Here is a 22555-nt window from a genome sequence, read left to right on the forward strand (position 1 = left end):
TTGCCATGTTTGCTGATTATTCCTCAACGGAATTGATGTCCATCTTTGCCATGCAGGGGTTCGCCGGTTTGTCCCTGTTTTCCGTGTTCGTTCTCATGGCAATGGGCCTGGCGATTATTTTCGGCCAGATGGGCGTGATCAACATGGCCCACGGGGAGTTCATGATCCTGGGGGCCTATACCACCTACCTGACTTCGCAGTTTTTCCAGAACCTGATGCCGGAGCTGTTCGCCGCTTCGTTCTTCTTCGCCATGGTGCTGGCATTCCTGGTCTCCGGTGCACTCGGCGCCTTTGTCGAATGGGCCATGGTCCGGCATCTGTACCGGCGGCCTCTGGATACGCTGCTGGCCACCTGGGGGCTGAGCCTGATTCTTCAGCAGGCCTACCGGTCGATCTTCGGCGCCCGGGAAGTGGGCGTGGACCTGCCCGACTGGATGATGGGCGCGTTTAACGTCACGGACTTTGTACAACTGCCGATCAACGGCCTGTTCGTGATGGTGATCGCTCTGTCCATTGCATTGGCGGTGTATCTGCTTATGTACCGCTCCGGCTGGGGCAAGAAAGTGCGCGCGGTGGTGCAGAACCGGCCCATGGCGGAAGCGGTGGGCATCAACACCGCCGGCGTCGACCGGGCCACCTTCGCGCTGGGTTGCGGTATCGCTGGCGTCGCCGGCAGTGCCTTCACCATGATCGGCTCCACCGGGCCGTCGTCCGGCCAGGCCTACATCGTCGATACCTTCCTGGTGGTGGTGTTCGGCGGCGCGCAAAGCCTGGTCGGCACCATTATTTCCGCCTTCGGTATCTCCCAGGCCCAATCCACCATGGAGTTCTTCCTGAGCGGTTCCATGGCCAAGGTACTCACCCTGCTGGTGGTGGTGGGCATTCTCATGTTGCGTCCGGAAGGCCTGATGGCCTTGAAGGTCCGTCGCTAGGAGTCCGTGATGAAAACCAACTCTCCCCTTCAATGGCTGACGTCCCGGGAAGGGATCTACTACCTGCTGCTGGCCTTGCTGCTGGTGGTGGTGCTGCCGCTGCTGCTCGATCCCTTCCGACTCAACATGGTGGGCAAGTATCTCACCTACGCCTTCGCCGCCATCGGCCTGGTGATGTGCTGGGGCAAGGCCGGCATTCTCAGCCTCGGCCAGGGCGTGTTCTTCGGCCTGGGTGGCTACTGCATGGCCATGTTTCTGAAACTGGAGGCGTCCACGCCGGAGGCCACCAAGAACCAGTCCACGCCGGGCATTCCGGATTTCATGGACTGGAACCAGATCACCGAGCTTCCGGGGTTCTGGCAGCCGTTCCACAGCTTCTCGTTCACCCTGATCGCGGTGATCGCGGTGCCGGTCTTACTCGCCTTCATCATCGGCGTGGCCATGTTCAAGCGGCGCGTGGGCGGCGTTTACTTCGCCATTATCACCCAGGCCATCGCCGCCATTCTGACCATTCTTATCATCGGCCAGCAGGGGCTCACCGGCGGCGTCAACGGCATCACCGACCTGCAAACCCTGATGGGCTGGAATATCCGCACCGACATGGCCAAGACCACGCTCTACTTCGTCTGCGTCGGGCTGCTGTTCCTCAGCCTGCTGGTCGCGCGCCATGTGCAGAACGCCAAGCTGGGGCGGATTCTGGTGGCGATGCGCGACCAGGAAAACCGGGTGCGCTTCTCCGGTTACGACGTGGCCTCGTTCAAGGTGTTCGTGTTCTGCCTGGCGGCGGGCCTGGCGGGCATCGGCGGGGCGCTGTTCACCCTGCAGGTGGGCTTCATGTCGCCGTCGTTCGTGGGCATCGTGCCGTCCATCGAGATGGTGGTGTTCTGCGCGCTGGGCGGCCGTTACTCCCTGCTTGGCGGTGTCTACGGCGCCTTGCTGGTGAACGCGGCCAAGAGCGGCTTCTCCGAATCCTTCCCGGAACTCTGGCCCTACGCCATGGGGGCGCTGTTTATCGGTGTGGTGCTGGCTTTCCCCAACGGTCTGGCCGGCCTCTATGAGCGCTACATCATGCCGCTGGAAAAACGCCTGCCGGTGATCGGCAAGTACCTGGACAAGGACAAGCCCGCACCGCAGGCGCCGCCGGTGGTGTCCGATCAACTCAGCGCGGAGAAACCCTGATGAATGCGCAAAAGGAAAACTTCCTGCTCGCCGTGGAAGGTCTGACGGTGTCGTTCGACGGCTTCAAGGCGGTGGACGACCTGTCCTTCTATCTCGACCCCAAGGAGATCCGCGTGATCATCGGCCCCAACGGCGCCGGCAAAACCACGGTGCTCGACCTGATCTGCGGTAAAACCCGCGCCACCGCGGGCTCGATACGCTTCGGCGGCAAGGAGCTCACCAAGATGAAGGAGCACCAGATCGTGCACGCCGGGGTGGGCCGCAAGTTCCAGAACCCTTCGGTGTTCGAGGACCTGACCGTGTTCGAGAACCTGGAGGTCTCCTACCCGCAGGGCCACACGGTGATGGGGGCGCTGGCGTTCAAACGGGACGCGGCGGTGGTCGAAGCGGTGGAAAGCATCGCTGAAACCATCTTCCTGAGCGACCAGCTCAACGAGCCCGCCGGGCTGCTCAGCCACGGCCAGAAGCAGTGGCTGGAAATCGGCATGTTGCTGATTCAGAAGCCGGATCTGCTGATGCTCGATGAGCCGGTGGCGGGCATGTCGGTGGCGGAACGCAAGAAGACCGCCGAGCTGCTGCGTGTGATTACCCGCGATCATACGGTGCTGGTGATCGAGCACGACATGCAGTTCGTCGGCGACATCGCCGACCGGGTCACCGTCATGCACCAGGGCAAGGTGCTCTCCGAAGGGTCCATCGAACACGTCAAGCAGGACCCGAAAGTCATCGAAGTCTACCTGGGGCACTGATCATGCTGAAAGTATCGAATCACTCCGTGGCCTACGGCCAGAGCACCATCATCCGCGACCTGAATCTGGACGTGAACGACAACGAGATCGTCGCGGTGGTGGGGCGCAACGGCATGGGCAAGACCACGCTGATGAAATCCCTGATCGGCATGACCCCCAGCCGTGCCGGCAGCGTGTCCCTGAACCACACCGACCTCAGCGCCATGAAAAGCTTTCAGCGGGTGCGCGCCGGGCTCGGTTTCGTGCCCCAGGGGCGAATGATTTTCCCCGCCCTCACGGTGCGCGAGAACATCGAGACCGGCCTGGCGGCGGTGGGCGAGAAGAAAGTGCCGCGCGACCTCTATGAGCTGTTTCCGGTGCTGGAAGAAATGCAGCACCGGCGCGGCGGCAACCTGTCCGGCGGTCAGCAGCAGCAACTGGCGATCGCACGGGCACTGGCCACGCGCCCCAAGGTGCTGCTGCTGGACGAGCCCACCGAAGGCATCCAGCCCTCCATCATCCAGGAGATGGCGCGCACCCTGAAACGTATCCGCGACGAACGCGGCCTGTCCATCGTGGTGTCCGAGCAGGTGCTCAGCTTCGTGATGGAGATCGCCGACCGGATTCTGGTGATCGAGAAAGGCGACATCGTTCACCAGGAAGACAAAGAGGACGCCGACCAGAACAAGATCGCCAGCTATCTGGCGGTCTGAATCCGCTCAACGAAAGCGAGGAGCAACGTTATGCGACACGGTGATATTTCCAGCAGCAGCGATACCGTCGGGGTGGCGGTGGTCAACTACAAGATGCCGCGCCTGCACAGCCGCGCCGAGGTGCTCGATAACGCCCGCGCCATCGCCGAGATGATCAAAGGCATGAAGGTGGGCCTGCCGGGCATGGACCTGGTGGTGTTCCCCGAATACAGCACCATGGGCATCATGTACGACCCGGACGAGATGATGGACACCGCCGCCACCGTGCCCGGCGACGAGACCGCGATCTTTTCCGCCGCCTGCCGGGAAGCGAAGACCTGGGGCGTATTCTCCCTCACCGGCGAACGCCACGAGGAACACCCACACAAATCCCCCTACAACACTCTGATTCTGATCAACGACCAGGGCGAAGTGGTGCAGAAGTACCGCAAGTGCATCCCCTGGTGCCCGATTGAAGGCTGGTACCCCGGCGACACCACCTACGTCACCGAAGGCCCCAAGGGCATGAAACTCAGCCTGATCATCTGCGATGACGGCAACTACCCGGAAATCTGGCGCGACTGCGCCATGAAGGGCGCCGAGCTGATCGTGCGCTGCCAGGGCTATATGTACCCGGCCAAGGAGCAGCAGGTGATGATGTCCAAAAGCATGGCCTGGGCCAATAACTGCTATGTGGCGGTGGCCAACGCGGCCGGCTTCGACGGCGTCTACTCCTACTTCGGCCATTCCGCGATTATCGGCTTCGACGGCCGCACGCTCGGCGAGTGCGGCGAAGAGGAAATGGGCATTCAGTACGCCCAGCTCTCGATCAGTCAGATCCGCGACGCGCGCGCCAACGACCAGTCCCAGAACCATCTGTTCAAGCTGCTGCACCGGGGCTACACCGGCATCCACGATTCCGGCGACGGCGACAAGGGCATCGCGGACTGCCCGTTCGAGTTCTACCGCACCTGGGTCATGGACGCCCAGAAGGCCCAGCAAAACGTGGAAGCCATGACCCGCTCCACGGTGGGCGTGGCGGACTGTCCGGTGAAGGACCTGCCGGTGGACGGTAAAGAGAAGAATGCCTGAGTCCGCCATGCCCTTTATCAACGACCGTCTGCAGGAAAACCAGGAGCGGCTGGCCCGGGAGGAACGGGCCAGCCGGCCGGAGCGGGCACCGCGCTTTGTGTTCGAGCCGGAGGCGGTGATGGCGCGCCTGCGCGCCCGCATCGTCGGTCAGGCGCCGGTGCTCGACGCCATGGAAGACATGCTGCGGGTGGTCAAGGCGGACATCGGCGACCCGCATCGGCCGCTGGCGGTGAATCTGTTCATGGGCCCCACCGGGGTGGGTAAAACCGAAACCGTGCGGCTGATCAGCGAAGCGATTCACGGCCGCGCGGACGGCTTCTGCCGCATCGATATGAACACCCTGGCCCAGGAGCACTACGCCGCCGCACTCACCGGCGCGCCGCCGGGCTATGTGGGCAGCAAGGAAGGCCACACCCTGTTCGACGTGGATCTGATCCAGGGCAGTTTCAGCAAGCCCGGTATCGTGCTGTTCGACGAGCTGGAAAAGGCCAGCACCGAAGTGATCCGCTCGTTGCTCAATGTGCTGGAAAGCGGCCGGCTGCTGCTGTCCGGCGGTACCCGCAGCATCGATTTCCGCAACACCCTGATTTTCATGACCAGCAATGTGGGCGCCCGCGAGGCCGGCGATTACCGCGCCCGTTTCCAGCAGGGCTGGCGGCACTGGCTGGGGCTGTCGCCGCGCCACGAGGACCGGGTCCTGGAGCGCGCTCTGCATCGCCGTTTCGACCCGGAGTTCATCAACCGCGTTGACCGGGTACTGCCGTTTCAGCGGCTTGATGCCGCCTGGCTGGACACCCTGCTGGACATCGAGCTGGGCAAACTCAACCAGCGTCTGGCGCGGCGCGACGCCCGTCTGGAGCTGGACAACAGCGCGCGCCAGTTTCTCTGCCGCGCCCACGACGACCGCTTCGGCGCCCGGGATCTGGCCCGCCGCCTGCGCGCCGAGCTGGAACCGGCGCTCGCCCGGGCCCTGCTGGAACGCCCCGCCGACGACACCTTTCTGGCGCTGCTCGACGGCGACCGGCTGAGCGTGGTGCCGGTGAACCGTTGAGCCGGGCAATACGTCATCTGACGTAGTCGCCGGGGCCTTTTCGCGAATGGTGAGCGGTGCGCCGATCACCGATATTGAAACCCACGGAATCACGCTTGCCCGAAAAACTGGAGGAACCGACACCATGGCTGAGACCATCATTAAAATCGATCTCGACACTTCGCCCTACGACAACGATATGGTGCACAACCGCTGGCATCCCGACATTCCCATGGCGGCAATGGTGAAGCCCGGCGACGACTTCATCGTTGAATGCCACGACTGGACCGGCGGCCAGATCCATAACGACGACAACGCCGAGGACGTGCGCGACGTGGACCTCACCCAGGTGCACTTCCTGTCCGGCCCGGTGGGCGTGGAAGGCGCCGAGCCCGGCGATCTGCTGGTGGTGGATATCCTCGATATCGGCACCTTCGAGGAGAGCCAGTGGGGTTTCAACGGCTTCTTTTCCAAGCAGAACGGCGGCGGCTTTCTCACCGAGCATTTCCCGGAAGCGCAGAAAACCATCTGGGACTTCAACGGCATGTTCACCAAGTCCCGGCACATCCCCGGCGTGGAGTTCGCCGGCCTGATTCACCCGGGCCTGATCGGCTGCCTGCCCTCCAAGGACATGCTCAACGAGTGGAACAGCCGCGAAAAAGAACTCTACGACACCGAGCCGGATCGCGTGCCCGGTTTGGTCAACCTGCCGTTCGCCGACACCGCCCATATGGGCAAGCTCAAGGGCAGCGAGAAAGCGGCGGCCGCCGCCGAGGGCGCGCGCACCGTGCCGCCCCGCGAGCACGGCGGTAACTGCGACATCAAGGATCTGTCGCGCGGTTCGCAAATCTACTTCCCGGTGTATGTGAAAGACGCCGGCCTGTCCGTGGGCGACCTGCACTTCAGCCAGGGCGACGGCGAGATCACCTTCTGCGGCGCCATCGAAATGGCCGGCTGGATTCACATGCGCGTCAACCTGATCAAAGGCGGCATGGAGAAGTACGCGATCAAGAACCCGATCTTCAAACCCAGCAAGATCGCGCCCAAGTACGACGACTACCTGATCTTCGAAGGCATCTCCGTGGACGAACAGGGCAAGCAGCACTACCTGGACGTGCACATCGCCTACCGCCAGGCCTGCCTGAACGCCATCGAATACCTGAAGAAGTTCGGCTATACCGGCGCCCAGGCCTACTCGCTGCTCGGCTGCGCGCCGGTGCAGGGCCACATCAGCGGGGTGGTGGACGTGCCCAACGCCTGCGCCACATTATGGCTGCCCACCGACATCTTCGACTTCGATCTCAAGCCCGGTGTCGACGGCCCGCAACACAGCGTCGCCGGCAGCACCGACGTGCCGCTGGCCAAGGATAAATAGGGGAGGGCGCCACCATGCCGTTGTACGACTATAAATGCACCGAGCACGGCCTGTTCCACGAGCTGGTGCCGGTGCAGGCGTCCGGGGAAACCTGCCCCTGCCCCACCTGCGGCGTGCTGTCCGCGCGGGTGATCCTGGTCGCCCCGGAGGTACTGGACATGGCCCCGGAACGGCGCTCGGCCTTCGAGCGCAACGAACGGGCCCGCCACGAACCCCGGCGCGGCAACCAGCACTCGGAAAAGGAGCAGGGCTGCTGCCACCACGAACGCCACAAACCCAAGGTCTTCTACACCGCCGAAGGCAATAAGATGTTTCCGTCGGCGCGGCCCTGGATGATCAGCCACTGATTCAGTTAACAGTTAATAGTTAATAGTTAACAGCGACGCGGGCCGGCTATGCGCAGGTCCGAGAGCAAAGAGGCCGCGCTCGGGGTTTGGGCGCGGCCTCTTGCGTTTCGGGCTCCACGGGCTTTGCCCGCGTCGCTGTTAACTATTCACTGTTAACCATTAACTAAAAAAGCACCATCCCGAGGCTTTCGGCGACGCAGGCGGGTTTGTCGCTGCCTTCCAGTTCGATGGTGACTTCGTTGCAGAGCAGGTAGCGGCCTTCGCCTTTGGCGGCCACGGATTTCATCACGAAGCGGCCGCGCACGCGGCCGCCGGCGGGGACCGGGGTCAGAAAGCGGCAGCTGTTGAGGCCGTAATTGAGGCCCGCCTTGGCGCCTTCCACGGTGTAGATCTCGTCCTTGAACATTGGGATCAGTGACAGGGTCAGGTAGCCGTGGGCGATGGGGCCGCCCATGGGCGATTCCTTCTTGGCGCGCTCCACGTCCACGTGAATCCACTGGTGGTCGCCGGTGGCTTCGGCGAACTGGTTAATGCGCTCCTGGCTCACCGTCATCCATTCGGTGACGCCCAGTTCCTTGCCTTCCCAGCTTTTCAGCTCTTCGGGGCCGTTGATTGTCAGCATTGGTCTCTCCTCGAACGATTCAAAAAAAGAGATAGCTTCAGGCTTCACGCGGCAGGCTTCAAGCTCAAAAACAGCGGCGCCGGCGGCCGGCCGGCTTGTGGCCTGAGGCCGATGTTGTATCCTGCGTTCAGAGTTTCTTCGAGGTCTTCCATGCACATCCATATTCTCGGCGTCTGCGGCACCTTCATGGGGTCGCTGGCGCAGCTGGTCCGGGCCCAGGGGCACCGGGTCACCGGCTCCGACCAGAACGTCTACCCGCCGATGAGCGATCAGCTCAGCGCCGCCGGCATCGAGCTGATCCAGGGCTATGACCCCGCTCAGCTGGAGCCGGCCCCGGACCTGGTGGTGATCGGCAACGCACTGAGCCGGGGCAACCCGGCGGTGGAGCATGTGCTGGACCAGGGCATGCCCTATACCTCCGGCGCCCAGCTGCTCGCCGAGGTGGTGCTGCCCGGCCGCTGGGTGCTGGCGGTGGCGGGCACCCACGGCAAGACCACCACCGCCTCCATGCTGGCCTGGATTCTGGAAGACGCGGGCCTCGATCCCGGCTATCTGATCGGCGGCGTGCCCGGTAACTTCGGCGTCTCCGCGCGGCTCGGCGGCACGCCGTTTTTCGTGGTCGAAGCGGACGAGTACGACACCGCCTTTTTCGACAAGCGCAGCAAGTTCGTGCACTACCGGCCGCGCACCGTGGTGCTCAACAATCTCGAGTTCGACCACGCGGATATCTTTCCGGACCTGGCCGCCATCCAGACCCAGTTTCACCATCTGCTGCGCACCGTGCCGTCCCTGGGCCGGGTGATTCTGCCCCACGGCGAAGCCGCCCTGGAGGAAACCCTGGCGCGGGGCTGCTGGAGCGAGGTGGAGCGGTTCGGCGAGCAGGCCGACCCGGGCTACCGGCTGGAACGTCCGGACGGCTCCCGCTTCACGGTGACGGAAAAGGGGACAGACATCGCCGTGGTGGACTGGTCGCTCACCGGCCGCCATAACGTCAATAACGCCATGGCGGCGCTGTTGGCGGCGCGCCATGTGGGCGTCACCCTGGAAGACGGTGCCGCCGCCCTGGGCCGCTTCCAGGGCGTGAAGCGCCGCATGGAGCTGCGCGGCGAGGTGGACGGCGTGCGCGTCTACGACGACTTCGCCCACCACCCCACGGCCATCGCCACCACCCTGGACGGCCTGCGCCGTCGGGTGGGCGACGAGCAGGTGCTGGCGGTGATCGAGCCGCGCTCCAACACCATGCGCCTGGGCCGCCACCGTGAGGCCCTGGCGGCCAGTGCCCGGGACGCGGATCAGGTTATCTGGTATCAGCCGCCGGGGCTGGAATGGTCCCTGGACGCGGTGGTCGCCGAGTCGCCGGTGCCGGCGCGGGTGGAAACCGACCTGGACGCCCTGGTGGCGTCGGTGGCGGCCCAGCCCGGGCCCCTCAATGTGGTGGTGATGAGTAACGGCGGCTTCGGCGGCGTGCACGAAAAACTGCTGGCGGCGCTGCGACAGCGTTTGCCTCAAGGGAGTGAAACCCATGACGGATAGCACACGCCAGCGTGTCACCCTGGCGTTTACCGGGGCCTCCGGCGCCCCTTACGGGTTGCGGTTACTGCAGTGTCTGCTGAGAGCGGACTGCGAGGTGTTCGTGATCCTGTCCAAGGCGGCGCGGGTGGTGATCGGCATGGAGACCGATCTCAGCCTGCCCGCCGGCACCGGCAAGGCGGAAACCGTGTTGCGCGAGTACGCCGGCACTGACCAGGGCGCGCTCACCGTGTGCGGCCTGGAGCAGTGGACCGCGCCGGTGGCCTCGGGCTCCGGCGCGCCGGCGTCGATGGTGGTGTGCCCCTGTTCCACCGGCACCCTGTCGGCGATCGCCAGTGGCGCCAGTGACAATCTGATCGAGCGTGCCGCGGACGTGGCCCTCAAGGAGCGCCGCCAGCTGATTCTGGTGCCCCGGGAGAGCCCGTTCTCGGCGATTCATCTGGAAAACATGCTCAAGCTGGCCCGTCTGGGCGTCACCATCCTGCCGGCGGCGCCCGGGTTCTATCACCGCCCGCAAAGCGTCGACGATCTGATCGACTTCGTGGTGGCGCGGATTCTCGACCAGCTCGGCGTCGAGCAGACCCTGGTCAAGCGCTGGGGCGAGTGACCCCGGCGGCTCACAGAGAGTAACGCAACGGCAGGTTCACCCTGATCGGCTCGGAACCCAGCTCCGTGGGCGGTTCCGGGAAACGCAGCCGGCGCACCAGTTCCAGGGATTGCTGATCCAGAATACGGCTGTTCGAACTGCTGGTCAGCGTGACCTCCAGGGCACGACCGTTGCTGTCCACCAGGAAGCTTACTTCCACCACCCCCTGCTGGCGGCGCATCCGCGCCCGAGCCGGGTATTCCTTGTTGTATTCGATGGTGTCGCGGACCTTGCCCAGGTAGCGATCCAGCAGGTTGTCGTGGTCGCCGCTTTTACGCACGCCCTCGCCGGGGTCACCGGCCATGCCTTTCTGGCCTTGGGGCTGCTGCTGGGACTGGTCGGCGGTGCGGGTTTCGGTGTCCTGCTGCTGTGCGGGCGTCGCCGGTTCGGTTTCCGGCTCCGGCTCCGGCTCTGGTTCGGGCTCAGGCTCAGGCTCAGGTTCCGGCTTGGGCTCCGGTTTGGGTTCAGGCTTCGGCTTCGGTTTTGGCTTGGGTTCGGGTTTCGGTTCCGGCTTGGGCTTGGGTTTCGGCTCAGGCTTGGGTTCCGGCTTCGGCTCGGGCTTGGGTTCCGGGGCCGGCTCGGGGGCCGTGGCCACCGGGCTGTCGCTGGGCTTTTTCGCCAGGTTCAGGGTCACCGCCTGCTGTTGGCCCTCCTTGGCGGGGCGGCCACCGGCCAGGGTCATGCTGCCCACGCCCACCAGCAACACGGCATGGGCGGCGAGGGCCAGGCTCCAGGCGAGAATCACGCGGGGTTTGGGCATCACGGTGTGTTCTTACTCCGGGTTACCAGGCGTACTTCTTCCACGCCGGCGTCGCGCAGGGTTTCCAGGCTGTTACGCAGCGTGCTGAGCGCGGTGTCGGCGTCGGCCATCAGGCGCACCGGCTGGGGACCGTCGGTATCGGTGGGCGGTGCGGCGTCCACCGCGGTGGTGTCCTCGGCCGCCGCGGCGGCGCGGCGGTGCTCGCGGATCAGGTCCGCCATCCGCTCGGGGTCCACCGGCTCGCCCTGGTGCAGCAGCCGGCCTTTCTTGTCCAGCACCAGCATGAACTGCTCCAGGTTCTCCTCGGTGTCGGCGCTGGCGCTGTCCGGCGCCTCCACGTCCCCTTCCGGTCGCGGCGCCAGCTGGCCCGCCACCATGAAGAAGATCAGCAGCAGAAAGACCACATTGATCAGCGGCAGTACCGGCTCCAGGGGCGGCCGGCGGCCGCTGTCCGGAGACTCCAGATTCATGGCATCAGCTCCAGCTGCACGTCCTCAATGCCGGCGGCGCGGGCCGCGTCCAGGGTGGCCAGGGCGGCTTGCAGCGGCGCGTCCGCTTCGCCGGTGATCAGCACCGTGGCGTCCCGCCCTTGCAGGCGTTCCGCCAGGGCCGACACCGCATAGCGTTCCCCCTCCATCTCCACCTGGCCGTCGGCGGTGACGGTCAGCGTCAGCCAGTCCTGATCCTGGCGCTGCTCGCTGGCCTCGCTGGGCAGCACATTGACCGGCAGATCCTTCCAGTCGCCAAAGCGGCTGGCGAGCATGAAGAAGATCAGCAGAATGAACACCACATCAATCAGTGGTGTCAGGCTGATGGTCGGGGAGCGATGGCGTTCCGGTTCCAGGTGCATGGATCAGCCGCCGACGGCGACCCGGCGCGGGGCCTGATCGCGGGCCGGTGCTTCGCTGTCCCGGGTTTGTCCGGCGCCTTGCCGGCGCACCTGCACCTTCAGGCGGGCCAGGCGGTCCTGCATTTTTTCACGGCACAGCTCAATGGTGCGGTCGGCCCAATGGAAGGCCGCCAGCGCGGGGATCGCCACGGTAAGACCGGCGGCGGTGGTGAGCAGCGCTTCCCAGATACCGCCGGACAGAATCGACGGGTCCACCTGGGAACCGGCGGCTTCCAGGGCCTGGAAGGCGCCGATCATGCCGAACACGGTGCCCAGCAGGCCGATCAACGGCGACAGCGCACTGATCACTTCCAGGGTGCGCAGGCCGCCGCGCATGTCTTCCAGCGCCTCGCGGCCGCGCCGCAGGCTGTCCTCTTCCCAGCTGTCCGCGTCCATGGCGCGGTTGTGCCAGGCGCTCAACACCACCTGATCCACCGGCGAACGCCCGGCGTCGCCGACCACCGGCGTATCGCCGCGCTCCAGACTTTCCAGCAGGGCGTCGGCCTGTTTGCTGGCCACCGGTCGCAGGCGGGCGAACTGGAGCATCTTGGTGAGCAGCGTGGCGAGCGCCACCACCGACAGCACCGCCAAAAGCCACATGGCGACACCGCCGGCGACGAACCACTCGGGGAGTTGAAGCTGCAAGGAAGACATCATGTCCGAACTCCTGTTGGCGGGCGCATACCGCCATCACGGGAAAAAGGGCAGAAAAAGGGCGATATCGCCAGAGAGCCGGAGTCTAGCATCTCGCGGCCTGAATGCAAGTCATTCCTATTTACATTTCAGGCGGCGGGTCCGGTGGGACCCGCGCTTGTGGGAGCTTGCCTTGCAAGCGAAAGGCCGGCTTTGCCGGCCGGCAAAGGTTGCCCCGCAGGATTCCAGAGTCCTTAGCGCTGGATCAACGTGTAGTTGAAGTCGGACTCGATCGGCTCGCCGTCGGCGTTCAGCATTTCCACCGCGTTGGTGGCTTTCTGCAGAAAACGGAACTGCTCGGCCGGATCGGTGGGATTAAGGATGAACAGCGGGTAGGACTTGCCGTCCACGGATTGCCGCTCGGCGATCCAGTTGCCGCGGTCCACGTCACTGCCGCCGGCCTTGGCGCCGTCCAGAAACTTCTGGCGCAGTTCAAAGCGTGACGGCTGATCCGCCTCATCCCGGTACAGCGTCAGGGTGGTCTGGATCCCGGAGCAGTCCGCGCAGGGCAGCACGCCCTGGTACACCGTTTTGCTGGCTTTGGGATCCGGTTGTGGTTCGGGAGCGGTCTGGCAGCCGGCCAGTGCGAACAGCGCGCCAAGCGTGAGAACAGAAAGGGCTTTTTTCATATTTGGTCTCCCTGACATCAATTAAGTGGTGTCAGTATAGACCGCGCTCCGTGAACCGGTTCACAGCTTTAACAGTGTTTAACCGTGAAGAACGGCTCAGTCCCGGCGGCGTGCCAGGTAGCGTTGCACCCCTTCCGCGATCAGGAAGACCACCCCCAGAGCGATTAGAAAGTACAGCAGAATCATGTTTCCCCAGACCAGTGAGTCAGCCGAAAGCTTGATGCCAAGCCATTTTTTGCATTTGAGAATAGGGCAGCCGGGGCCCTTAAAACAGTAACTTACTGTTAACGCTTGTAAGAATAACGGCCTATGCAATTAGCGTCATTGGACTTTGGTGGAAAGTGGACCCGGGTCACAGTTCGCGGGGGTGCGGGGTGCCCGGGTCCGACAGGGGGAGGGTGGGGAAGGGTTCAGCCGAGCAGTTCCAGCGGGCCGGTGCGTTCGATGCCGCGCTGATAGGCCGGGCGGGCTTCCACGCGCTGGATAAAGTCGCGGATGTGCGGCAGGGCGTCCAGGTTGGCGCGGGCGCCGGCGGCTTGCAGCGGGAAACTCATCTGCACGTCGGCGGCGGTCAGTGCCTCGCCGGCGAACCAGGTGTGGCTGGCGAGGTGGCTTTCCACCAGGCGCAGCTGCTCTTCAATGCGCGGCTGCACGAAGCCGCCCACCATGCCGCCGCTGATTTTCTTGGCGATCGGCTTGGCGAAGAACGGCATCGGCGCCTTGGGCACCTTGCTGAAGATCAGCTTCATGACCATCAGCGGCATCAGCGAGCCTTCCGCGTAGTGCAGCCAGTATTGGTAGTTCAGCCAGTTGGGGTCGTCCACGGCGGGCTTGAGGCGGCCGCCGCCGTGCTTTTCCACCAGGTACTCGATAATGGCGCCGGATTCCGCCACCACGGTGTCGCCGTCGGTGATCACCGGCGACTTGCCCAGCGGATGCACCCGGCGCAGCGGCTCGGGGGCCAGCATGGTGTTGGGGTCGCGTTTGTAGTGCTCGATCTCGTAGGGAACGCCGAGTTCCTCGAGCAGCCAGACGATGCGTTGCGAGCGGGATTTTTCCAGATGGTGGACGATGATCATTGAGCTTCCCCGATACGGTAAGGGTGATGAATGCAGCGCAGAGCATAGCATCGGGCGGCCTGCTTTACCGTCAAGGTGGGGCGCTCCGGCCGTCAGCCCCCGGCGCTGGGAGTGCCGGCTTCGTTCCGGGTCACCGCCGCGGCCTGGGCGCCGGGCAGGCGGTGCACCGCTTCCAGCACGTCGTCGAGCACCGCCTGGCTTTTCCAGGCCGACGGTGTGTTAACGATGGCGGACACCGCCCAGGTGGTGTTGTTGCTGTCGCGGGTGAAGCCGGCCACCGCGCGCACATTGGTGAGCGAGCCGGTTTTGATGTGGCCTTCGCCGCGCAGGCCGGTGTCACGCAGCCGGTTGTGCATGGTGCCGTCCATGGCCACCAGCGGCAGGGACGCGATCAGCTCGGCGGCGAACGGGCTGCGCCAGGCCTGCTGCAGCATCTTGATCTGTTCCATGGGGCTCATACGCGCGTCGCGGGACAGGCCGGCGCCGTTGTCCAGCACCACCGCGCGTGGATCCATGCCTTTCAGCGCCATCCAGTCCTTGATGGTGCGCTCGGCGGCGGCCAGGTCGTCGCGGTCTTCCGCCAGCCGGTGTTCGGCGCCGATGGTCAGGTAGAGCTGGCGCGCCATCACGTTGCTGCTCCACTTGTTGATGTCGCGGACCATGGTGACCAGGTCCGGCGATGAGGTGGTGGCGAGCAGGTCGACGCCCGCCGGCAGGCGGTCGAAACGGGTGGCGCCGGTGATGGTGCCGCCCAGCTGTTTCCACAGGCCGCGAATAATGGCGGCGGTGTAGGTTTCCTGGCTCATCAGCGACAGATAGTTGCCGGCCCGGCAGCCCGGCGGCAGCGAGCCGGAGACCGTGACGGTGATACGGCCGTTGTCCTGGTAGCTGGGTTCCACCTTGAGACGGCGGCCGGAGGGGCAGCGGCCGCCGCTGGTCAGGGTGATCTGGTTGTCCAGGGTGATGGCGTCGGCGACCGGGTCCACCCAGGCGCTGACGCCGTCCTTGCGGGCGGCGAACTGAAAGTGGAACACGTTCAGGTTGGTGAGCAGCGCGTGGGGCTCCACCAGGAAAGGGGCGTGGGGGTTGTCGCCGTCGTCGTCGAAATGCGGCTGGCCGTGGGGCAGCCGGAAGTAGGAATCGTCCAGCACCAGGTCGCCCTGGACCTGACGGATGCCGTAGGCGCGCAGGTCGCGCAGCAGCTGCCAGAGGCGCTCCTCGGTGAGCTTGGGGTCACCGGCGCCGACCAGAAACAGGTCGCCCTCCAGCACGTCGCCGTTCAATTCCCCGTTGGTGTAAACGCGGGTGTGCCATTTGAAGCTGGGGCCGAGCAGCTCCAGCGCCGCGTAGGTGGTCAGCAGCTTCATGGTGGAGCCCGGGTTCATCACCCGGTCCGCGTTGACGAAGCGCGCCTCGCCCGGGCCGTCCAGGGGCACGGCGGCGAGGGCCAGGGCTTCATCCGGCAGTTGCAGCGCTTCCATGCGCTCCATGATCCGGTCCGGCCAGTCTTCGGCGCCGGCGGGGGCGGTCAGGAGGGTGGCGGCGACAACAATCGACAGAACACGAACGGCAAGCCGCATAAGTCCGGAACTCTCCCTGTTTAGGGTCCAACGGGTTAGTGAACACTAGCGTAAAGGAAAAGCCGGGGGCGGTCAGGAGGGCGATGGTGGGGTAATTGTAAATTCTTCCAGCGCGCCACGGGGCGGGGTTCGCCGCCGGGGTTTGCTATAGTGGCGGCGCCGTTTGCCCACCTGCCCAAAGAGGAAACCTGGATGTCGAAATTGTTGCTTAACCTGCGCCGGGTGCCCGACGACGAGCGCGATGACATTTGTGCGCTGCTGGATCAGCACGGCATCCCCCATTACCAGACCGAACCCAGCGTCTGGGGCGTCTCCGCCGGCGGCATCTGGCTGAGCGACGATCAGGATTGGGAGCGGGCCCGGCCGTTGCTGGCGGACTATCAGCGGCGCCGTCTCGAGCAGCAGCGCGCCGCCTTCGAACAGGCGCACCGGCGCGGCGAACCCACCACTGTGTGGCGCAACCTGCGCGCCCGGCCGCTGCGGGCGCTGGCGTTTCTGATCGCCGCCATCGCGGTGCTGCTAATCACAGTGGTGCCGTTCGTGACGCTGGGTTGACCCGCCTTGTGCGAGCGGGCCCTGCCCGCGAAAGGGAGCAAAGCTCCCGGCAGGATCCCAGAGACCTGTCTAACGGCAGCTCCCTCAGCCTCTCTGGGATCCTGCCGGGTGGCTGGACGCCACCCTTTCGCGGGCGAGGCCCGCTCCTACAAGTTGGTTAGAGCTCGCGGGCCAGGTTCTCCGGATCGCCGACGTCGATGCCCTTGTGCTGCAGGTCGGCGTGGTAGGAGCTGCGCACCATGGGGCCGGAGGCCACCGAGGTGAAGCCCATCTTGCGGCCTTCCACGGCGAACATCTTGAAGTCGTCCGGGTGCACATAGCGCTCCACCGGCGCGTGGAATTTGCTGGGCTGCAGGTACTGGCCGATGGTGATCATGTCGACGCCGTGGTCGCGCAGGTCGCGCAGCGTTTCCAGCACCTGATCGTTGGTCTCGCCCAGGCCCACCATGATGCCGGACTTGGTGGGCACGTCCGGACGCCGCTCGCCGAAGCGCCGCAGCAGGTCCAGGGAATGCTGGTAGCGGGCGCCGGGCCGGGCTTTTTTGTACAGGTGCGGCACCGTCTCGATGTTGTGGTTGAACACGTCCGGCGGAGTGGCGTCGAGAATGTCCAGGGCGTCGTCCAGGCAGGGCCGGAAATCCGGGGTCAGGATTTCCACCTTGGTGTCCGGGCTCAGGGCGCGCACTTCGCGGATGCACTCGGCGAAGTGGGCGGCGCCGCCGTCGGGCAGGTCGTCCCGGTCCACCGAGGTGATCACCACGTACTTGAGCCCCAGGTCGGCCACCGATTCCGCCAGATGCTTGGGCTCATCCGGGTCCAGCCCGTTGGGGCGGCCGAAGCCCACGTCGCAGAACGAGCAGCGCCGCGTGCAGATGTCGCCCATGATCATGAAGGTGGCGGTGCCGCCGCCGAAGCATTCCGGCAGGTTGGGGCAGGCCGCTTCCTCGCACACGGTGTGCAGCTTCTGCTTGCGCAGCATCGATTTGATGCGCTGGATCTCGCCGTTGGCGGGCACCCGAACGCGGATCCAGTCCGGTTTGCGCTCGCGGGCCGGGCGGACTTCATTGACCAGCGGAATGGTGCGGACCTTGTCGGCGCCGCGTAGTTTGTCGCCGACTTTAACCTTCGCTTTCACCGGGCGGTCGGCCTGGGCTTCGCTCATGGGAACGTCTCTCGAAGTTATCTGCCTTGTGGGCTCTGCAATGGAGTGTACCAGTCCGGCGGCGGGGCTGTCCGGGGGGTGAGCCCCAGCCGGCGCGACAGAATGGTAACCAGATCCTGCTCCAGCGCCTGGCGGGACACCGTCACGCCTTCGGCGGCCAGGCTGGTGACCGGCTGCCCGGCGTAGCCGCAGGGGTTGATGCGTCGCCAGGGCGCCGGGTCCGGCTCGCGGTTGAGCGACAGGCCGTGGTAGCTGCCGCGCTGGCGGATGCGCAGCCCCAGCGAGGCGATCTTGGCGCCGGCCACATAGACGCCGGGGGCGCCGGGCCGGTTCTCCGCGTCCAGACCCTGGTCGCGCAGGTATTCCACCACGCTGTCCTCAATGGCGGTGACCACGGCGCGGGCGCCCAGGCCCAGCCGGCGCACGTCCAGCAGCAGGTAGACCACCGTCTGCCCGGGGCCGTGGTAGGTCACCTGGCCGCCCCGGTCACTGTGCACCACCGGGATGTCGCCGGGGTCGAGGATGTGCTCCGGTTTGCCGGCCTGGCCCAGGGTATAAACCGGCGGGTGCTCCAGCACCCAGAGTTCGTCGCCGGTGTGCGCGTCGCGCTGCTCGGTGAAATCCTTCATTGCCTGCCAGCAGGACGGGTAGTCCACTCTGGGGAAATGACGCACTGTGACCGGCGTGGTGGGCATGGCGGGCGCCGGCTCAGAGGGTGATTTTGACGTGCGGGCAGGCATCCAGATCCCGGTAGATGCTTTCCACCTGTTCGCGGTGGCGCAGCGTCACGCTGGCGGTGATCGACACGAAGTTGCCCTTGGTGCTGGGGCGGCTGCTCAGGTGGGCGTGGCGGTCGAAATCCGCCACATGCTGCTCCAGGATGTCCGCCACCGCGTCTTCCAGGGGCGCATCGGCGGCGCCCATGACCTTGAGCTGCATGTCGTGGGGAAAGTCCCACAGGTCTTCGCGGATCGCCATGGTCGGTCTCTCTTTCGTTCAGTGTCTCAATCCAGGCCGCAAAGGCGGCGCTTGAACTGAATATAGTGGCGCGACAGCGTTTTCCAAGTGGCACCGGGCCGGCCGTCGCCCACCGGGCGGTCGTTCAGGCGAGTGATCGGCACCACATCCTTGGTGGAGCTGCTCACCCAGATTTCGTCCGCGTCGTGGAGCCGCGCTTCGGGAATCTCCCGCTCCGCCACCGGGATGCCGTGCTCGCGGCACAGCTCCACCACCAGATCGCGGGTGATGCCGCCCAGAATGCGGGTGCTGTGCGGCGGCGTGCTCACCTCGCCGTTATGCACCGTGAACACGTTGCTGGCGGCGCCTTCGGTGACCAGACCCTCGCGCAGCAGCACCGCTTCCACGGCGCCGGACGCCACCGCCTGCTGGCGCAGCAGGATATTGGGCAGCAGCGAAATCGACTTGATGTCGCAGCGCGCCCAGCGGGTATCCGCCAGGGTGATGGCCGCCGCGCCCCGGGTCTGGTGCAGGCTGTCGGCGGAGGGCACCGGGATCGGCGCGCTGGTAAGAAACACGGTGGGCGCCACCGGCGGGTCCGGAAAGGCGTGGTCGCGCTTGTCGGCCACGCCGCGGGTGATCTGCAGATACACGGACAGATTGCCGCCGCCATTGGCGGCCACCATCTCCTCGCAGAGCCGCCGCCATCCGGCCCGGTCGTGGGGGTTGGCGATGGACACCTCCGCCAGCGACCGTTCCAGGCGCTGCAGGTGAGCGTCGAGGCGGAACAGCACGCCGTTGAAGGCGGGGATCACCTCGTAGACGCCGTCGGCGAACAGAAAGCCCCGGTCCATGGGCGAAATACGGGCCCGCTCCGGGTCCATGAATTCGCCGTTAAGGTAGACCTTGCCGTTCGCCATGAGCGGCCTCTAGCTGAACAATCCTTTAAAGAACAATACGACGTGGTCCCAGATCTTGGCAAAGAAGCCGGCTTCTTCCACGTTTTCCAGCGCCACCAGCGGGCGCTGCGCCACGGTCTCGTCGGCCAGCGTGACCGTCAGGGTGCCGTACTGTTCGCCTTCGCGGATCGGCGCGCGCAGCTCCGGCCGGATCGACATGGACGCCTTCAGCTGATCCTGGCTGTCCTTGGGCACGGTGAGAATCAGGTCCTCTTCCAGGCCCAGACGCACCTGGTTGGCGGCGCCCATCCATACCGCCGGTGTGTCGAGCACGTCGCCGGCGCCGTAGCCTTCATAGGTCTCGTAGAAGCGGAAGCCGTAGCTCAGCAGCTTCTGGGATTCGCGCGCCCGTGCCGCCTCGGAATCGGTGCCCATCACCACCGCGATCAGGCGCATGCCGTCCTGCTTGGCGGAGGACACCAGGCAGTAGCCGGCTTCCTCGGTGTGGCCGGTTTTCAGGCCGTCGACGCTGTCGTCCCGCCACAGCAGCAGGTTGCGGTTGTGCTGGGTGATGCCGTTGTAGGTGAATTCCTTCTGGGCGTAGAGATCATAGTGTTCCGGGAAGTCACGGATAATCGCCCGCGCCAGAATCGCCAGGTCGTGGGCGGTGGTGTAGTGGTTCTCCGCCGGCCAGCCGGTGGCGTTCATGAAGTGGGTGTCGTCCATGCCCAGCTCGCGGGCCTGGTTGTTCATCAGGTCGGCGAAGGCTTCCTCGGAGCCGGCCACGTACTCGGCCAGGGCGACGCTGGCGTCATTGCCGGATTGGATCACCACGCCTTTCAGCAAATCCTGCACCGATACCCGGGTGCCTTCCTGAATGAACATGCGCGAGCCGCCCATGCGCCACGCCTTAACGCTGATCGGCACCATCTCCTGCTCGGCGATATTGCCGGCGGCGATCTCCTTTTCCACCAGATAGGCGGTCATCATTTTGGTGAGACTGGCCGGCGGCAGCTCCTGCTCGGCGTTGTGCTCGACGATCACCTGGCCGCTTTTGGCGTCCATCAGCAGGTAGCCGCGCGCGTCCACGTCGGGGGCGCGGGGTATCAGGCCGTTGGCGGCGCTCAGCGGTGCCAGGGTGAGCAGGGAGAGACAGATGAACACCCGGAACAGCAGGGTTTGCGGGGAGAGGTATTGAGTCATCATTTCAGCCTTACGGGCGGATCAGTTCACGGGGATGGGTGGGGTAAAGCCCGCCTGGCGTATCGCCTGGCGGGCCCGGTCGCGGGCCTCGTTGCTGGCAAACGGGCCCAGCCATACTTTGTACAGCGCACTGCTTTCCGGCTGCCGCACGGACACCGGCAGTTTCAGTTCGTCGCGCAGGGCGCGCTCCAGGTTGCGGGCGCTGTCCAGGGCCTGGAAGGCGCCCGCCTGCAGATACAGTTCGTCGCCCTCGGCGGCCTTGGCCGTATCCGGCGGCGGGCTGTCGACGGCGGCGCGCACGGCGGTGGGCACCGTGCCCTCGCGGTTGGGTTTGACCTTCTCGCGCACGGTCAGGGCTTCCACCCGCACGCGGCCGGTGCCCTTGCCCTCGATGCCGAGCCGCGCCGCCGCCGCCCAGGACAGATCGATAATGCGCTCGGAATGGAACGGGCCACGGTCGTTGACGCGCACCACCAGGCTTTTGCCGTTGTCCAGGTTGGTGACCCGGGCGTAGGTGGGCAGCGGCAGGGTCCGGTGGGCGGCGGTGAAGCGGTACATATCGAACGGCTCACCGCTGGAGGTGCGGTAGCCGTGGAACTTGCGCCCGTACCAGGAGGCCAGGCCCTCTTCTTCATAGCCGGCGGCGGATTCCATTACCTGGTAGGTCTTGCCCCAGACGCTGTAGGTCTTGGGGTTGCCGTAGGCGCTGAGCGGCTCCTCTTTCGGCACCGGCTCGGGCTGGCTCTCCACGTCCGGGCGCTGCTCGGGGCCGGAATCCACCTTGTGCTCGTAGCGGTCGGAGCCGGGCGCGCCGTCGGCCGGTTTCGGCGTCTGGGCGGGGGGCTCGGTGGGCGCCGGCGCGGTGGCGCAGGCGCCCAGGGCGAGAGCCGTGGTGACAATAAAAAGCGCTCTAATCACAGAGATTGGGCCTCCAGGGCATCGGCTATACGGTGCGACAGTTGCAACACCGCCATGGCGTACAGTTCGCTGTGGTTATAACGGGTAATGACATAAAAGTTGTCGCTTACCAGCCAGAACTCGTGGCCATCGTCGCCGATCAGGTCGAGCATCGCCACGGAGGTCTCGGCCGGCAGGTCGAAACAGTAGTCGCTGCTCAGGCTATCACCCTCGCAGGATACTGCCACTACGCCGTTCTTCCGGGCCTGCGCCAGCGTAAAGCCCGGCTTGTAACCCTTTTTCACCAGCGCGTCGTAGTCGTCGCCGTCAACGCGGGCGCGGGCGGCCACCGGCAGGCCGGGCTGCCACTTGTGCGCGGCGAAGTAGCTGGCCACGCTGCCAATGGCGTCCGCCGGGCTGTTGACCAGGTCGATCACGTCATCGCCGTCGAAATCCACGGCGTAGGCCTGGTAGCTGGTGGGAATAAACTGCGGGAAGCCCATGGCGCCGGCATAGGAGCCGGTGATGGTGCTGGCGTCGATGTGCGCGTCGCGCTCCATTTCGAACAGCGCCACCAGCTGCTTGCGGAAAAACGATGCCCGTGGCGGGTAATCGAAGCCCAGGGTGGCCAGGGCGTCGAGCACCCGGTAGCTGCCTTTGTTGCGGCCGTAGCTGGTCTCCACGCCGATAATGGCGAGGATGATCTCGCGGGGCACGTCGTATTTCTGCTCGGCGCGGGTCAGGGTGTCGGCGTGTTCGCGGGCGAACCGCACCCCCTGTTCCACCCGTGAATCCGTCAGGAAGATGCGGCTGTACTCGGCCCAGGTGAGGGATTTTTCCGCCGGCCGGGCAATGGCTTCAAGAATGCTGTCCTGGCGTTTGGCGTCGGCCAGCAGGCTGCGTACGCGGTCTTTATCAAAGCCCCGTTCGCCGAGCGCCTCGATCACCGCGCCGGCTTCCGGGTGTTCCGCGTAATTGCTGGTTTTGGTGGTCTCGGCCAGGGCGGCACCGTTGAGCAGGACGCCCGCCAGGGTCGCCCGCAGTACAACCGACAATCCTTTTTTCACCAACTCTCTCCT

The 22555-nt window shown here is 65.3% G+C and carries 26 protein-coding genes; 11 read left to right on the forward strand and 15 right to left on the reverse strand.

The window, feature by feature from the left end; genetic code table 11:
- Positions 1-5: 5 nt before the first annotated feature.
- The 8 genes from urtB to ACMG4O_RS06295 all read left to right on the forward strand — a co-directional run bounded on the left by urtB (position 6) and on the right by ACMG4O_RS06295 (position 7375).
- Positions 6-932: an urea ABC transporter permease subunit UrtB gene (gene urtB, locus ACMG4O_RS06260; protein WP_142949594.1), complete on the forward strand. Its 927-nt coding sequence runs from the start codon at positions 6-8 to the stop codon at positions 930-932.
- 9 nt (positions 933-941) lie between these two features.
- Positions 942-2111, forward strand: coding sequence for an urea ABC transporter permease subunit UrtC (urtC, locus tag ACMG4O_RS06265; protein ID WP_142949593.1), 1170 nt, complete (start codon positions 942-944; stop codon positions 2109-2111).
- The gene (urtD, locus tag ACMG4O_RS06270; protein ID WP_142949592.1) at positions 2111-2860 is read left to right on the forward strand and encodes an urea ABC transporter ATP-binding protein UrtD; all 750 of its coding nucleotides are present in this window, start codon (positions 2111-2113) and stop codon (positions 2858-2860) included. Before urtC ends, urtD begins: the two co-directional genes overlap by 1 nt.
- 2 nt (positions 2861-2862) lie before the next feature.
- On the forward strand, positions 2863-3552 hold the full coding sequence (urtE, locus tag ACMG4O_RS06275; RefSeq protein ID WP_142949591.1) for an urea ABC transporter ATP-binding subunit UrtE: 690 nt from the start codon (positions 2863-2865) through the stop codon (positions 3550-3552).
- A gap of 30 nt (positions 3553-3582) precedes the next feature.
- Positions 3583-4623 carry an aliphatic amidase gene (locus tag ACMG4O_RS06280; protein ID WP_414434660.1) on the forward strand — a complete coding sequence of 347 codons (1041 nt, stop codon included), beginning with the start codon at positions 3583-3585 and terminating at the stop codon, positions 4621-4623.
- Complete coding sequence (locus ACMG4O_RS06285; protein WP_414434661.1) at positions 4616-5674, forward strand: AAA family ATPase; 1059 nt, start codon at positions 4616-4618, stop codon at positions 5672-5674. Before ACMG4O_RS06280 ends, ACMG4O_RS06285 begins: the two co-directional genes overlap by 8 nt.
- Before the next feature lie 124 nt (positions 5675-5798).
- Positions 5799-7028 (forward strand): formamidase, encoded by a 1230-nt coding sequence (fmdA, locus tag ACMG4O_RS06290; RefSeq protein WP_142949589.1) that lies wholly within the window; start codon positions 5799-5801, stop codon positions 7026-7028.
- A 14-nt stretch (positions 7029-7042) separates the two neighbouring features.
- Entirely contained in the window at positions 7043-7375 is a 333-nt protein-coding gene (locus tag ACMG4O_RS06295) for a zinc ribbon domain-containing protein (protein ID WP_194855988.1), read from the forward strand.
- 163 nt (positions 7376-7538) lie between these two features.
- On the opposite strand, the gene ACMG4O_RS06300 is transcribed toward ACMG4O_RS06295, so the two are convergent.
- Positions 7539-7997 (reverse strand): MaoC family dehydratase, encoded by a 459-nt coding sequence (locus ACMG4O_RS06300; RefSeq protein WP_194855989.1) that lies wholly within the window; start codon positions 7995-7997, stop codon positions 7539-7541.
- Between the two features lie 150 nt (positions 7998-8147).
- Between ACMG4O_RS06300 and mpl the strand changes: the two genes are divergently transcribed.
- The gene (gene mpl / locus ACMG4O_RS06305; RefSeq protein WP_414434662.1) at positions 8148-9530 is read left to right on the forward strand and encodes a UDP-N-acetylmuramate:L-alanyl-gamma-D-glutamyl-meso-diaminopimelate ligase; all 1383 of its coding nucleotides are present in this window, start codon (positions 8148-8150) and stop codon (positions 9528-9530) included.
- Positions 9520-10134 carry a flavin prenyltransferase UbiX gene (locus ACMG4O_RS06310; protein WP_370183395.1) on the forward strand — a complete coding sequence of 205 codons (615 nt, stop codon included), beginning with the start codon at positions 9520-9522 and terminating at the stop codon, positions 10132-10134. The genes mpl and ACMG4O_RS06310 overlap by 11 nt, the downstream gene beginning before the upstream one ends.
- A gap of 10 nt (positions 10135-10144) precedes the next feature.
- Here ACMG4O_RS06310 and ACMG4O_RS06315 read toward each other — a convergent pair whose 3' ends face one another.
- From ACMG4O_RS06315 to dacB, 7 genes are all read right to left on the reverse strand, one after another.
- Positions 10145-10933 (reverse strand): energy transducer TonB, encoded by a 789-nt coding sequence (locus ACMG4O_RS06315; protein ID WP_414434663.1) that lies wholly within the window; start codon positions 10931-10933, stop codon positions 10145-10147.
- On the reverse strand, positions 10933-11403 hold the full coding sequence (locus ACMG4O_RS06320) for an ExbD/TolR family protein (protein WP_414434664.1): 471 nt from the start codon (positions 11401-11403) through the stop codon (positions 10933-10935). The genes ACMG4O_RS06315 and ACMG4O_RS06320 overlap by 1 nt, the downstream gene beginning before the upstream one ends.
- On the reverse strand, positions 11400-11783 hold the full coding sequence (locus ACMG4O_RS06325; RefSeq protein WP_414434665.1) for an ExbD/TolR family protein: 384 nt from the start codon (positions 11781-11783) through the stop codon (positions 11400-11402). Before ACMG4O_RS06325 ends, ACMG4O_RS06320 begins: the two co-directional genes overlap by 4 nt.
- A gap of 3 nt (positions 11784-11786) precedes the next feature.
- Positions 11787-12479 carry a MotA/TolQ/ExbB proton channel family protein gene (locus ACMG4O_RS06330; protein ID WP_255442589.1) on the reverse strand — a complete coding sequence of 231 codons (693 nt, stop codon included), beginning with the start codon at positions 12477-12479 and terminating at the stop codon, positions 11787-11789.
- Positions 12480-12709: 230 nt separating this feature from the next.
- Positions 12710-13144: a copper resistance protein NlpE gene (locus ACMG4O_RS06335; protein ID WP_414434666.1), complete on the reverse strand. Its 435-nt coding sequence runs from the start codon at positions 13142-13144 to the stop codon at positions 12710-12712.
- Positions 13145-13554: 410 nt separating this feature from the next.
- The gene (locus ACMG4O_RS06340; RefSeq protein WP_414434667.1) at positions 13555-14223 is read right to left on the reverse strand and encodes a glutathione S-transferase family protein; all 669 of its coding nucleotides are present in this window, start codon (positions 14221-14223) and stop codon (positions 13555-13557) included.
- A 92-nt stretch (positions 14224-14315) separates the two neighbouring features.
- Entirely contained in the window at positions 14316-15803 is a 1488-nt protein-coding gene (gene dacB / locus ACMG4O_RS06345; RefSeq protein ID WP_414434668.1) for a D-alanyl-D-alanine carboxypeptidase/D-alanyl-D-alanine-endopeptidase, read from the reverse strand.
- Positions 15804-15995: 192 nt separating this feature from the next.
- Between dacB and ACMG4O_RS06350 the strand changes: the two genes are divergently transcribed.
- Complete coding sequence (locus tag ACMG4O_RS06350) at positions 15996-16358, forward strand: DUF6164 family protein (protein WP_414434669.1); 363 nt, start codon at positions 15996-15998, stop codon at positions 16356-16358.
- 157 nt (positions 16359-16515) lie between these two features.
- Here ACMG4O_RS06350 and lipA read toward each other — a convergent pair whose 3' ends face one another.
- The 7 genes from lipA to mltB are packed head-to-tail and all read right to left on the reverse strand — an operon-like array spanning position 16516 to position 22543.
- Complete coding sequence (gene lipA / locus ACMG4O_RS06355) at positions 16516-17520, reverse strand: lipoyl synthase (protein WP_335629437.1); 1005 nt, start codon at positions 17518-17520, stop codon at positions 16516-16518.
- Positions 17521-17537: 17 nt separating this feature from the next.
- Positions 17538-18215: a lipoyl(octanoyl) transferase LipB gene (gene lipB / locus ACMG4O_RS06360; protein ID WP_370201829.1), complete on the reverse strand. Its 678-nt coding sequence runs from the start codon at positions 18213-18215 to the stop codon at positions 17538-17540.
- A gap of 13 nt (positions 18216-18228) precedes the next feature.
- A complete protein-coding gene (locus ACMG4O_RS06365) occupies positions 18229-18498 on the reverse strand; it encodes a YbeD family protein (protein WP_142949575.1) in 270 nt (89 codons plus the stop codon).
- A gap of 26 nt (positions 18499-18524) precedes the next feature.
- The gene (locus ACMG4O_RS06370) at positions 18525-19397 is read right to left on the reverse strand and encodes a D-amino acid aminotransferase (RefSeq protein WP_414434670.1); all 873 of its coding nucleotides are present in this window, start codon (positions 19395-19397) and stop codon (positions 18525-18527) included.
- 9 nt (positions 19398-19406) lie between these two features.
- Positions 19407-20582, reverse strand: a complete 1176-nt coding sequence (locus ACMG4O_RS06375; RefSeq protein ID WP_414434671.1) for a D-alanyl-D-alanine carboxypeptidase family protein — start codon at positions 20580-20582, stop codon at positions 19407-19409.
- Positions 20583-20600: 18 nt separating this feature from the next.
- Complete coding sequence (locus tag ACMG4O_RS06380; protein WP_414434672.1) at positions 20601-21497, reverse strand: septal ring lytic transglycosylase RlpA family protein; 897 nt, start codon at positions 21495-21497, stop codon at positions 20601-20603.
- A complete protein-coding gene (gene mltB / locus ACMG4O_RS06385; RefSeq protein ID WP_414434673.1) occupies positions 21494-22543 on the reverse strand; it encodes a lytic murein transglycosylase B in 1050 nt (349 codons plus the stop codon). Before mltB ends, ACMG4O_RS06380 begins: the two co-directional genes overlap by 4 nt.
- Positions 22544-22555: the final 12 nt, after the last annotated feature.

This window comes from Alloalcanivorax venustensis (assembly GCF_047495515.1).
In the GTDB taxonomy this organism is placed as follows: Bacteria; Pseudomonadota; Gammaproteobacteria; order Pseudomonadales; family Alcanivoracaceae; genus Alloalcanivorax; species Alloalcanivorax venustensis.